Genomic DNA, 12,107 nt, shown 5'->3' on the forward strand with positions numbered 1-12,107 from the left:
CTAAGTTACTGCCTGCCGACGCCGGGGGCAAGCGGATTGCGTCATGTCCCGCATGGGAGTTGACGCCCGTCAGCGATGGGCGAACGCGGGCCGGCGCTCAGTCCACCGCCTTGACCATGTCTTCGACCACCTTCTTGGCATCGCCGAACACCATCATGGTCTTGTCCATGTAGAAGAGCTCGTTGTCCAGCCCGGCGTATCCGGCGTTCATCGAGCGCTTGTTGACGATGATGGTCTTGGCCTTGTAGGCCTCCAGGATCGGCATGCCGGCAATGGGGGATTTCGGGTCGTTCTTGGCGGCCGGGTTGACCACGTCGTTGGCGCCCAGCACCAGCACCACGTCGGCCTGGCCGAACTCGCTGTTGATGTCTTCCATCTCGAAGACCTGGTCGTACGGCACCTCGGCCTCGGCCAGCAGCACGTTCATGTGGCCCGGCATGCGGCCGGCGACGGGATGGATGGCGTACTTGACCGTCACGCCTTTCTCGGCCAGCAGCTCGGTCAGCTCCTTGAGGGCGTGCTGCGCGCGTGCCACCGCCAAGCCGTAGCCGGGCACGATGATGACGGTCTCGGCGTTGCCCAGCAGGAAGGCGGCGTCGTCCGGCGAGCCCGACTTGACGGCGCGCTGCTGGCCGTCGCCACTTGCCGTGGCCCCGGCCGACGCTTCCGAGCCGAAGCCGCCCAGCAGCACGTTGAAGAACGACCGGTTCATCGCCCGGCACATGATGTACGACAGGATCGCGCCGGAAGAGCCGACCAGCGAGCCGGCGATGATCAGCATCGGGTTGTTCAGCGAGAAGCCGATGCCCGCCGCGGCCCAGCCCGAGTAGGAATTCAGCATCGACACCACCACCGGCATGTCGGCGCCGCCGATGGGGATGATGATCAGCACGCCCAGTGCGAAGGCGATGGCCGTCATGATGATGAACGGCAGCCAGCTCTGGGACAGGAAGAACAGCACGCCGAAGCCCAGCATGGCCAGCGCCAGCAGCAGGTTCAGCATGTGCTGGCCGGCGAACTGCACCGGCGCGCCCTGGAACAGGCGGAATTTGTATTTGCCCGACAGCTTGCCGAAGGCGATCACCGAACCGGAGAAGGTGATGGCGCCGACGAAGGTGCCGATGAACAGCTCGACGCGGTTGCCCAGCGGCAGCACGTTGTCGCCGGCCAGCGTGATGCCGAAGGCCGCGGGCTCGGCCACCGCCGCGACGGCGATGCAGACCGCCGCCAGGCCGATCAGCGAGTGCATGGCCGCCACCAGTTCGGGCATCTTGGTCATCTCGACCGTGCGCGCGACGTAGGCGCCGATGCCGCCGCCCGCCACCAGCCCGGCGAAGATCAGCAGAAAGCCCGTGGCCGTGCCGCTCTCGGTGTCGGCGAACATCTCGGCCTTGAGCTTATAGATGAGCGCGATGGTGGTGACCGCCGCGATCGCCATGCCGCTCATGCCGAACACATTGCCGCGCCGCGCCGTGCCCGGGTGCGACAGGCCCTTGAGCGCCTGGATGAAGCAGACCGACGCCAGCAGGTACAGCAGGGTGACGAGGTTCATGCTCATGACTGGGCCTCCCCGTTCTTGCCGGCCTTGGTCGCCTTCTTCTTGAACATCTCGAGCATGCGCTGCGTGACCAGGAAGCCGCCGAACACGTTGACCGCCGCCAGCGCCACCGCCACCACGCCCATGGTGAGGCCCAGTCCGGTCTGCGTCAGGCCCGCCGCGAGCATGGCGCCGACGATGATGATGGCGGAGATGGCATTGGTCACGGCCATCAGCGGCGTATGGAGCGCCGGCGTGACCGTCCACACCACGTGGTAGCCGACGTAGATCGCCAGCACGAAGATGATCAGGTTGATCACCGTGTGATTGACCAGCTCCATGTTGCTCCTCCTGATGACGTCCCGGTCGGTACCGATGGCGGCGGCCGGGGTGCGCGGCGCGCCGCCGGCGCTCAGACTGCCTTGATTTCCTTGATCCGGTTGCCGTCGCCGAGCAGCACGATCTTGGGCTTGTAGTTGGCGACTTTTTCCTCGTTCATCGGCGCGTAGGTGCAGATGATCAGTTTGTCGCCCACGTGCGCGCGGCGCGCGGCGGCGCCGTTGAGCGAGATTTCGCCCGAGCCGCGCTTGCCCTTGATGATGTAGGTCGAGAAGCGCTCGCCGTTGTTGACGTTGTAGAGCTCGATCTTTTCGTACTCGCGCATGTCGGCGGCGTCGAGCAGGTCCTCGTCGATGCCGCACGAGCCTTCGTAGTCCAGATCGGCCTGGGTGACCGTCGCGCGGTGCAGCTTGGCGCGGAGCATATTGCGTTGCATGAAGCTTTCCTTGAAACAGAAATGAAATCGCCACGCGCGGCAGGGCTTGCGCCTGCCGCGGTCTCCTGGGTTATTTGGCGGTGCTCGTGGCGGCGGGAGCACGCGCCAACTGGCCGGCCTGGCACAACAGGCAGGCGGCCACGATGTCGTCTGCGCGGTTGATGGCGAGGCCGCCATCCTTGTCGATGATCAGCTTGAGGAAGTCCAGCACATTGCGGGCGTAGAGGGCGGAGGCGTCCGCCGCCACCATCGCCGGCAGGTTGGTGTGGCCGACCAGCGTGACGCCATGCTTGACGACCACGCGGTCGGCTTCGGTCAGCGGGCAGTTGCCGCCCTGCGCGGCGGCCAGGTCGACCACCACCGAGCCGGGCTTCATGGCGCGCACGGTGTCTTCCGGCAGCAGCGTCGGCGCCCGGCGGCCGGGGATCAGCGCGGTGGTGATGACGATGTCGGCCTGTTTGGCACGCTCGTGCACCAGCTCGGCCTGGCGGCGCATCCAGTCGGGCGGCATCGGCCGGGCATAGCCGCCGACGCCCTGGGCGATCTCGCGCTCTTCGTCGGTCAGCAGCGGCACGTCGAGGAATTTGGCGCCCAGCGATTCGATCTGCTCCTTCACGGCGGGCCGCACGTCGGAGGCCTCGATCACGGCGCCCAGCCGCTTGGCCGTGGCGATCGCCTGCAGGCCCGCTACGCCGGCGCCCAGCACCAGCACGCGCGCGGCCTTCACGGTGCCGGCGGCGGTCATCAGCATCGGCATGAAGCGCGGGTAGTGGTTGGCGGCGACCATCACCGCCTTGTAGCCGGCGATGTTGGCCTGCGAGGAGAGCACGTCCATGCTCTGCGCGCGCGTGGTGCGCGGCGCGGCCTCCAGCGCGAAGGCCGAGAGGTTGGCGGCGGCCAGGCGCGCGGTGTTGTCGTCGTCGAACGGGTTGAGCATGCCGACCAGCACGGCGCCCGGCTGCATCTGCGCGAGTTCGGCGGCATCCGGCGAACGCACCTTGAGCACGATCTGCGCGCCGAGCGCCTGGGCGGCGGTGCCGATCCCGGCGCCGGCCGCCACATAGGCCTCGTCGGGCTGGGCCGCCGCCACGCCGGCTCCCGACTGCACCGTCACCTGGTGACCCTGGGCCACGTATTTCTTCACCGTCTCCGGGGTCGCGGCAACGCGCGTCTCGTCCGCCCGCGTTTCCCGCGGGATGCCGATGTGCATCGTGTTCTCCTCGTCGTGGTGCGCCGGCCTGCGCGGCAGGCTGGTCGGGGGCGTGGCCCGGTTGGGATCGACGTGCAGCTTACCCGAAGTTGTCTGCAGGCGGACGCTCGCCGAGTGCCTCGTCCAGCCCGCGAATCCGATTGCCGCGGGCGCGGCGCAATGTCGCAGTTTCTTGGCTTTTATTTGCAACAGAGTTGCAAATTAACTAAGGTGAGCGCTTTCCGTCACTCGGTGGATGCTATGCAGCGTAGGCGGTATGCGGTCCGTCCGCATCTCGGATGGGGCCTGGTGGGGATGGCATTGTTCGGCGCACCCGAACCGGCCGCCGCAGACGATGTTCCGACGCTGGCGCTGGAGGAGGCCGTCGTCCGCGCGCAGGCGGGCGAGCGCTTGCGGGCCCGGCGCGCAACTTCCGCCACGCTGACCGACACGCCGCTCAAGGACGTGCCGCAGTCCGTCGGCGTGGTCACGCGCGCGGCGCTGGACGGCTTCGGCGCGACGCGGCTGGACACGGCGCTCGACTGGGTCAGCGGCATCAGCCGGCAGAACAACCTGGGCGGCATCGCCGACAACTTCGCCATCCGCGGCTTTGCCGGCGACCTGAACACGGGCTCGGACTACCTCGTCAACGGTTTTTCGGCCAACCGCGCCAACAGCGTGCCGGTGGACACCATCAACATCGCGCGCATCGACGTGCTGAAGGGGCCGTCGGCGGCGCTCTACGGGCGCAGTGATCCGGGCGGCATCGTCAACATCGTCACGCGCACGCCGCAGTTCAAGCCGTCGCGTGAGATCACGCTGGCGGCGGGCAGCCACGACCAGTACCGGCTGGCGACCGAACTGACCGGGCCGCTGTCCGGGCACTTCGCCTACCGGCTGGGCCTGGCAGCGGAGAACAATCACGGCTTCCGGGAGTTTTCCGCCAGCCGGCGCTATGTGATCGCGCCATCGTTCACGTGGCTGCCCACCGACGACACCGTGGTGACCTATGCCTTCGAGGCGGCGCAGCTCAGGGCACCGTTCGACCGGGGCATCGTGGCGATCAACCGGCAGTTGGGGGCGTTGCCCGATTCGCGCTTCCTGGGCGAGCCGGGCGACGGCGATACCACGGTGCGCACGCAGAGCCACCAGCTGAGCGTCGAACACCAACTGGGCAGCGGCTGGAAAGTGGACGCCGGGCTGTCGTATCGCACCTCGCGCCTGTTCGGCAAATCGTCCGATGCGTCGCGGCTGCTCGACGATGGCCGCACGCTGTGGCGGCAGGCGCGCGAGCGCGACTACCACGCCAACGATCTGGCCGGCCGCGTCGACCTGCAGGGCGACGTGGCCACCGGACCCGTCAGGCACACGCTGGTGGCCGGCGCCGACTTCTACAACTTCCGCTACGACCCGGTGCTATACCGCGCCAACCCGAGCGCATCGGCGCCGTATGCGATCGACATCTTCGATCCCGTGTACGGCCAGCCGCGGCCCGCGCTGCGGCCGAGCAGCAGCACGCGCGAGTCCCAGCGCGGCTTCGGCGCCTTCGTGCAGGACCAGGTCACGCTGACGCCGCAGTGGAAACTGCTGGCCGGCGTGCGCATGGACCGCTTCCTGCAGCACGCCGACAACCGCCTGACCGGCGCGCGCGTCGCGCAGCAGCAGACCGCCTACAGTCCGCGCCTGGGGCTGGTCTACCAGCCGACGCAGACCCTGTCGCTGTACGCCAATACCGCGCGCTCGTTCCGGCCCAACACCGGGGTGGGGGCGCAGGGCAATGCGTTCGCGCCGGAGCGCGGGCGCGGCTACGAGGTCGGCGCCAAGCTGGAGACGGCCGACGGCCGGTTCGGCGGCACGCTGGCGCTGTATTCGATCGACAAGACCAACGTGCTGACCGGCGATCCGCGCGATCCGGTGTTCCAGCGCACCGCTGGCGCGGTGCGCAGCCGGGGCGTCGAGCTCGATGTGTCCGGCCAGCTGACGCCGAACCTCAAGGTGCTGGGCACCTACGCCTATACCGACGCCCGTGTGACGGCGGACACCGTGCTGCCGTCGGGCGCGCCGCTGTCCAACATCCCGCGCCACAGCGCCAGCGCGCTGGGCCTGTATGAATTCGGCGCGGGATCGCTGGGCCGGGCGGGCGTGGGTGGCGGCGTGGTCTACGTCGGCGAGCGCGCCGGCAACAGCACCGATAACGGCTTCAAGCTGCCGGCCTACGCCACCGTCCGCCTGAACGGCTACGTGCAGCCGACGCGCGCGCTGCGCCTGTCGCTGACCATCGACAACCTGTTCGACAAGCGCTACTACGCCAGTTCGTACAACGAGCTGTGGGTCGCGCCCGGCGCCGAGCGGCAAGTCACGCTGGCGGCCACCTACACATTTTGAGCATGACGCAATCCGGTTCCCGTGTTGTCGCCGTCGACTTGCTGCGCGGCCTGGTGATGGTGCTGATGGTGATCGACCACCTGCGCGAATTCTTCTTTCTGCATGCGCAGGTGACGGATCCGGTCGACCTGGCGGTCACGTCGCCGGCCCTGGCGCTGACCCGCTTCGCCAGCCACCCGTGCGCGCCGGTGTTCGTGTTCCTGGCGGGCATGTCGGCGTGGCTGTCGGGGCAGAAGCAGGGCGGAGACCGGCGCAGCATTGCCGCACACCTGGTCAAGCGCGGGCTGCTGCTCGTGATCCTGGAGGTCACCGTCGTCAACTTTGCCTGGACGTTCGCGTTCCCGCCCACGACGCTCTATCTGCAGGTGATCTGGGCGATCGGTCTGTCGATGCTCGCGCTGGCCGGGCTGGTGTGGTTGCCGGGGGGGGCGTTGCTGGCGGTGTCGCTGGCGATTGTGGCGGGGCACGGCCTGCTGAGCGGCGTGCGCGTCGGGCCGGAGTCACCGTGGCATGCGCTGTGGGCGGTGCTGCATCAGCGGGACTGGATTGCGCTGGCGGACGGCCTGCGGCTGCGCACGTCGTACCCGGTGCTGCCGTGGATCGGCGTGATCGGGCTGGGCTATGCGTTTGCGCCGGCATACCTGCGGCGCACGCCCGCGGCGCGGCGCGCGCTGTGCCTGCGGCTGGGCCTGGCCTGCCTGGCCGGGTTTGCCGTGCTGCGCGCCTGGAACGGCTACGGCGAGCCGCGGCCGTGGACCGCCTTTCCCGATGCGCTGACGACCGCCGTGTCGTTCCTCAACCTGACCAAATATCCGCCCTCGCTCGATTTCGTGCTGGCGACGCTCGGCCTCGGCCTGTGCGCACTGGCGTGGCTGGAGCGGCTGCCGGCCCGCGGCGCGGCCGTGCTGCAGACGCTCGGCGGTGCGCCGATGTTCTTCTACCTGCTGCATCTGTACGCGCTGCATCTCGCCTATTGGCTGGCGCTGCACGCCTTCGGCACCAACCACGGCGAGCGCTTCGGGTTCGATGCGGCCTGGCAGCTGTGGGCCGCGTGGTTGCCCACCGTGGCGCTGCTGTATGGCCCGACGCGCTGGTTCGCCGCGTTGCGCCGGACCGGGCGCCACCCCTGGATGCGCTATCTCTGAATCAATGCCCGGCAACCGGGCCGGCATGGCGGGGCAGGGGCCGCAGGAAGACCACCAGCGGCGTCACCAGCAGGATTGCCACGGTCAGCAGCCAGAACAGGTCGGCATACGCCATCGTCAGCGCCTGCACCTGGATGGACTGCTTCATCGACAGCAGGGCGGCGGCCTGGCTGCCCAGCGCGTGGGCCTGGCCGGCGATGTAATCCTGCACGCCGGCCGCGTTGGCCGGCAGGGTGTCCTCGATGCGGCGGCTGTGCAGCCAGAGCCGTTGCTCCTGCAGCGTGGCGATGCAGGCCAGCGCGATCGAGCCGCCCAGGTTGCGCAGGCCGTTGTAGAGCCCGGAGGCATCGCTCGCCTGCGACGGCGGCACGGAGCGGATGGCGGCCTGGTTCAGGAACATCATGGTCAGCACGGTGCCGAGCCCGCGCATCAGTTGCGAGGCCACGAACGAGCTGCCCGTCGACAGGGGGCTCAGCCCGGTCTCGATGTAGGCGCTTAGCGCCAGCACCAGCAGGCCGCCGCCGACCGCCAGCCGGACGTCGAGCCAGCGCAGCATCAGGGGCAGCATCGGCATCAGCACGATCATCGGTAGCCCCGACAGCAGGACGATCCAGCCCGATTGCAGTGCGTCGTAGCCCGCGATGCCGACCAGGAACTGGGGGATCACGTAGGCGGTGCCGTACAACGCCATGCTGGCCGCGATGGCCATGACCGCGATGGCGCCGAACTGCCGGTCCCGCAGCAGCCCGAGGCGGATGACCGGGGCGCGGGCGCGCGCCTGGCCCCAGCCCAGCAGGCCAAAGCCGAGCACCGACACGGCCGCCAGCCAGCGGATCGCGGGGGAGGTGAACCATTGCAGGCGCTGGCCTTCCTCCAGCACCACCGTCATGCCGCCCAGGCCGAGGGCGAGGCCGGCGATGCCCGCCCAGTCCGCCTCCCGCAGCAGCGCCGTGCGGGGGCGCTCATGGGGCATGCCGAGCAGGAGCAGCGCGGCCAGCACCCCGCAGATCGGCAGGTTGATGAAGAACGCGTAGTGCCAGTTGAGCTGCGTGGTCATCCAGCCGCCGAGCATGGGGCCGAAGACCGGCCCGAGGATGACGGTCGAGCCGAACAGCGCGGTGCCCAGCGGCTGCTGCGCGCGGGGCAGCCGCGCGGCGATGATGGTCATCGCGGTGGGGATCAGCACGCCCCCGGTGAACCCCTGGCCCGCCCGGCCGATCACCATCATCGGCAAGGTCTCGGCGACGCCGCACAGCATCGAGAACCCGGTGAAGAGCCCGGTGGCCGCCAGCAGCAGGTTGCGCAGTCCGAGCAGTTTCTCCAGCCATCCGGCCAGGGGGATGATGATGATTTCCGCGACTAGGTAGGCCGTGGCGATCCACGTGCCTTCGGTGCTGGTGGCGCCGATTTCGCCCTGGATGGTCGGCAGCGCCGAATTCACGATGGAGATGTCGAGCGTGGCCATCATGGCCCCGAGGGTGCCGGCCGCGACGGCCGCCCAGGCCGCGGCATCCGCCCGCGATCCGTCCGCCGTCACAGAAGGGCTCCGCTGCCCGGCTGCGGGTGCGCCGCGGGCCGGACCGGCGCGAGCGTATCGACATCGACCGTGACCGACATGCCGGCCGCCAGCAGCGGCTTGAGCCGGTCGGTCACGTCGAGCGCGATCCGCACCGGCACGCGCTGCACGATCTTGATGAAGTTGCCGGTGGCGTTCTGCGGCGGCAGCAGCGAGAACTGCGCGCCGGTGCCGGGGGACAGGCTTTCGACGTGCCCCTCGATCGCTTCGTCGGGGAACGCATCGACCCGGATGTGCACCGGTTGGCCGATGCGCATGCGGCCCAGCTGCGTTTCTTTGAAGTTGGCGGTGATGTAGAGGTGCATGGGCACGACCGACATCAGGCGCGTGCCGGCGGACACGAACTGCCCGGCGCGGACCTGGCTGTCGCCGACGCGGCCATCGGTGCTGGCGCGCAGCTCGGTCGCGGCCAGGTTGACCTCGGCCACCGCTGCCTGCGCGCGCGCCGTTTTCGCCTGCGCCTCGGCTTGCCGCAGCTGGGCCTGGAGCGCGGCGATCTCCAGTGTTGCCTTGGTCAGGGCCGCGCGCTGTGCCTGCGCGTTCGCGCGGGCCTGCGCCGCCTGGTTCTGCAGGGTGCTCAGCCGGTCGCGCGTTTCCGCGCCCGAGGCGACCAGCGATGCGTACCGCTGCGTCTGCGCGGCGGTGAACTGCGCATCGTGTTCGGCGGACTGCAATTGCGCCTGGGCCTGGGCGATGGAGGCCTTCTGCGTCGCCAACTGGGCGCGGGCGTTGTCGGCGCTGGCATTGGCCGCCTCCACCTGGGCCTGGTACTGCGCCAGCTGGGCCGCGTACTCGCGCGGGTCGATGCGCAGCAGGCGCTGCCCGGCCCGGACCTCCTGGTTGTTGGCGACGTCGACCCGCTCGACATAGCCCGAGACCTTGGGCGCCACCGTGACGATGTCGGCCTGGATGTAGGCATCGTCCGTGTCCTCGACGTACTTGCCGCGCAGTTCGTAGTGGGCCAACCCGCCCGCCGCGCCCAGCAGCGCGAGGGCGGCGACGCCCATCGCGACCCGCCTGGGGCGGCCGCGCAGGCGCCTGGCGGGTTGAGCGGGCGCTGTGCCCGCGCCACCGTGATGGGTGGGACGCTCCATGTCTTGGTGCTGCTCCATGGCCTCGGTCATGCTGACGATCCTCTTCGTGCGCGAACCCGGGTTCGCCTATATAATTTCACTACCATATCATATTGGGATGAATGTATGTCGGCAGTCATCGACGATCCGGTGTACGCGGGCCTGACCGGGGCGCTGCGCGACTTCTACATTCGGTCGCAGCATGTGCTCGATACGTTGCTGGCGGAGAAGGGCATCTCCTGGGCGCGCATGAAACTGATCTACTTCATCCGGCACGAAGGCAGCGTGCGTTCGGTCGACCTGATGCGCGCCTTCGGCCATGCGCCGAGAACCGTCACCGAGGCGGTGGATGCGCTGGAGCGCGATGGCCTGGTCGAGCGCGTGCCCGATCCGGTCGACCGCCGCGCGAAGAACATCTCGCTCACGCGCGCCGGCGAAGCGCTGTACCAGTCGGCCGAACCGATCCGACGGCGGCTGGGCGCCGAAATCTGCGGCGTGCTGGATCCGGCCGAGCAGCGGGTGCTGCAGGACATGCTGACGCGCATGAGCCAGCGTCTGGCGATGATCGAAGCGGCCGCGGAACGGGGCGCGCAGGGCTGAACCGGCGCGCCCGGAGGTGGCGGAGCGCGCCGCCCCTGTCCGGTGCGGCCGTCACCTGTGGCGCTGCGGGCGCATCAAGCGGACGCGGCGTCCGGCGGCTACAATAACGCCTTGTTTTTGTTGCCTTTTTGCCATGACCCAAGCTGTCCGTTGGAAACCCAGCGTCACCGTCGCCGCCGTGATCGAGCACGAGGGCCGCTTCCTGCTGGTCGAGGAGCACACCGCTGCCGGCCTGCGCCTGAACCAGCCCGCCGGTCACCTCGATCCGGACGAGAGCCTGGTCGACGCCGTCGCGCGCGAGGCGCTGGAAGAGACCGCGCACAGCTTCGCGCCGACCGCGTTCCTCGGCTGCTACATGGCGCAGTTCCAGCCGCCCGTGGGCGATCCGGTCACCTATGTGCGGATGGCCTTCACCGGCGAGCTCGGGCCCTTCGACCCGCGCCGCACGCTGGACGACGGCATCGTCCGCACGGTCTGGATGACCGCCGACGAGATCCGCGCCTGCCCCGAGCGCCACCGCAGCCCGCTGCTGCTGGCCTGCGTGGAGGACTACCTGGCCGGCAAGCGCTATCCGCTGGAGGTCATCCACACGCACCCGAGCGTCTACGGCCTCACCTCGGGCCAGGAGGCGGCGCAATGAGCGGCAAGCGCGTGGTCGTCGGCATGTCCGGCGGGGTGGATTCCTCCGTCACGGCGTGGCTGCTCAAGCAGCAGGGCTACGAGGTCATCGGCCTGTTCATGAAGAACTGGGAAGACGATGACGACAGCGAGTACTGCTCGACCCGCCAGGACTGGATCGACGTGGTGTCGGTGGCCGACCTGATCGGCGTGGACGTCGAGGCGGTCAACTTTGCCGCCGAATACAAGGACCGCGTGTTCGCCGACTTCCTGCGCGAATACTCCGCCGGCCGCACGCCCAACCCGGATGTGCTGTGCAATGCCGAGATCAAGTTCAAGGCCTTCCTCGACCACGCCATGGCGCTGGGTGCGGACACGATCGCCACCGGCCACTACGCCCGCGTGCGCGAGGCGGGTGGCCGCTTCGAGCTGCTCAAGGCGTTCGACCACACCAAGGACCAGAGCTACTTCCTGCACCGCCTGAACCAGGCGCAGCTCTCCCGCACGCTGTTCCCGCTGGGCGAGATGCCCAAGACGCGCGTGCGCGAGATCGCCGCCGAGATCGGCCTGCCCAACGCCAGGAAGAAAGATTCCACCGGCATCTGCTTCATCGGCGAGCGGCCGTTTCGCGACTTCCTCAACCGCTACCTGCCGACCAAGCCCGGCCCGATCCGGACGCCGGACGGCAAGACCATCGGCCAGCACATCGGCCTGGCGTTCTACACGCTGGGGCAGCGCAAGGGCATCGGCATCGGCGGCAGCCGCGACGGCAACGGCGATGCCTGGTACGTGGCGCGCAAGGACATGGCGGCCAACACGCTGTACGTGGCGCAAGGGCACGATCATCCCTGGCTGCTTGCCCACACCGTGCATGCCGACGACCTGAGCTGGGTTGCCGGCCATCCGCCCGCCGAAGGTACGCAGCTGGCGGCCAAGACGCGCTATCGCCAGGCGGACGCGCCGTGTGCCGTCACCCGCGCCATCGGCGATGCGCTGACGCTGACCTTCCAGCAGGCGCAATGGGCCGTGACGCCGGGCCAATCGGCCGTGCTGTATGACGGCGACATCTGCCTGGGCGGCGGCATTATTGCCTCCACCGAGGCGGCATCGCTCGAGCAGGCTGTCGCCTGACTTTTCGCAACAGCGCGTTGTGGCCGCTGCGCCCGCGCCGGCACTCGTTTAAGCTGGCGCCCTGATTCGTTTTCACTC

Annotated in this window: 11 protein-coding genes; 5 read left to right on the forward strand and 6 right to left on the reverse strand. The window is 69.1% G+C overall.

Annotated elements, in window-relative coordinates; all coding sequences use genetic code 11:
* Positions 1-97: 97 nt before the first annotated feature.
* From GO999_RS03285 to GO999_RS03300, 4 genes are all read right to left on the reverse strand, one after another.
* A complete protein-coding gene (locus tag GO999_RS03285) occupies positions 98-1,558 on the reverse strand; it encodes an NAD(P)(+) transhydrogenase (Re/Si-specific) subunit beta (protein ID WP_016723732.1) in 1,461 nt (486 codons plus the stop codon).
* Positions 1,555-1,878: an NAD(P) transhydrogenase subunit alpha part 2 gene (locus GO999_RS03290; protein WP_211906535.1), complete on the reverse strand. Its 324-nt coding sequence runs from the start codon at positions 1,876-1,878 to the stop codon at positions 1,555-1,557. The genes GO999_RS03285 and GO999_RS03290 overlap by 4 nt, the downstream gene beginning before the upstream one ends.
* Before the next feature lie 71 nt (positions 1,879-1,949).
* Positions 1,950-2,312 carry an aspartate 1-decarboxylase gene (panD, locus tag GO999_RS03295; RefSeq protein ID WP_211906536.1) on the reverse strand — a complete coding sequence of 121 codons (363 nt, stop codon included), beginning with the start codon at positions 2,310-2,312 and terminating at the stop codon, positions 1,950-1,952.
* A 70-nt stretch (positions 2,313-2,382) separates the two neighbouring features.
* On the reverse strand, positions 2,383-3,522 hold the full coding sequence (locus tag GO999_RS03300) for a Re/Si-specific NAD(P)(+) transhydrogenase subunit alpha (protein WP_011002637.1): 1,140 nt from the start codon (positions 3,520-3,522) through the stop codon (positions 2,383-2,385).
* 294 nt (positions 3,523-3,816) lie between these two features.
* Between GO999_RS03300 and GO999_RS03305 the strand changes: the two genes are divergently transcribed.
* Entirely contained in the window at positions 3,817-5,886 is a 2,070-nt protein-coding gene (locus GO999_RS03305; RefSeq protein ID WP_211906756.1) for a TonB-dependent siderophore receptor, read from the forward strand.
* Between the two features lie 2 nt (positions 5,887-5,888).
* Complete coding sequence (locus GO999_RS03310) at positions 5,889-7,031, forward strand: acetyltransferase domain-containing protein (RefSeq protein ID WP_197342932.1); 1,143 nt, start codon at positions 5,889-5,891, stop codon at positions 7,029-7,031.
* Between the two features lies 1 nt (position 7,032).
* On the opposite strand, the gene GO999_RS03315 is transcribed toward GO999_RS03310, so the two are convergent.
* Both GO999_RS03315 and GO999_RS03320 read right to left on the reverse strand, forming a co-directional pair.
* Entirely contained in the window at positions 7,033-8,568 is a 1,536-nt protein-coding gene (locus GO999_RS03315) for an MDR family MFS transporter (protein ID WP_211906537.1), read from the reverse strand.
* Positions 8,565-9,731 (reverse strand): HlyD family secretion protein, encoded by a 1,167-nt coding sequence (locus tag GO999_RS03320; RefSeq protein ID WP_016726026.1) that lies wholly within the window; start codon positions 9,729-9,731, stop codon positions 8,565-8,567. The genes GO999_RS03315 and GO999_RS03320 overlap by 4 nt, the downstream gene beginning before the upstream one ends.
* Before the next feature lie 75 nt (positions 9,732-9,806).
* Here GO999_RS03320 and GO999_RS03325 point away from each other — a divergent pair, with 75 nt between their 5' ends.
* The 3 genes from GO999_RS03325 to mnmA all read left to right on the forward strand — a co-directional run bounded on the left by GO999_RS03325 (position 9,807) and on the right by mnmA (position 12,029).
* On the forward strand, positions 9,807-10,280 hold the full coding sequence (locus tag GO999_RS03325; protein WP_011002632.1) for a MarR family winged helix-turn-helix transcriptional regulator: 474 nt from the start codon (positions 9,807-9,809) through the stop codon (positions 10,278-10,280).
* 133 nt (positions 10,281-10,413) lie between these two features.
* Positions 10,414-10,920 carry an NUDIX hydrolase gene (locus GO999_RS03330; protein ID WP_016723725.1) on the forward strand — a complete coding sequence of 169 codons (507 nt, stop codon included), beginning with the start codon at positions 10,414-10,416 and terminating at the stop codon, positions 10,918-10,920.
* Positions 10,917-12,029, forward strand: a complete 1,113-nt coding sequence (gene mnmA, locus GO999_RS03335) for a tRNA 2-thiouridine(34) synthase MnmA (protein WP_201016392.1) — start codon at positions 10,917-10,919, stop codon at positions 12,027-12,029. Before GO999_RS03330 ends, mnmA begins: the two co-directional genes overlap by 4 nt.
* Positions 12,030-12,107 lie beyond the last annotated feature (78 nt).

It is taken from the genome of Ralstonia nicotianae (assembly GCF_018243235.1).
Taxonomy (GTDB): Bacteria; Pseudomonadota; Gammaproteobacteria; order Burkholderiales; family Burkholderiaceae; genus Ralstonia; species Ralstonia nicotianae.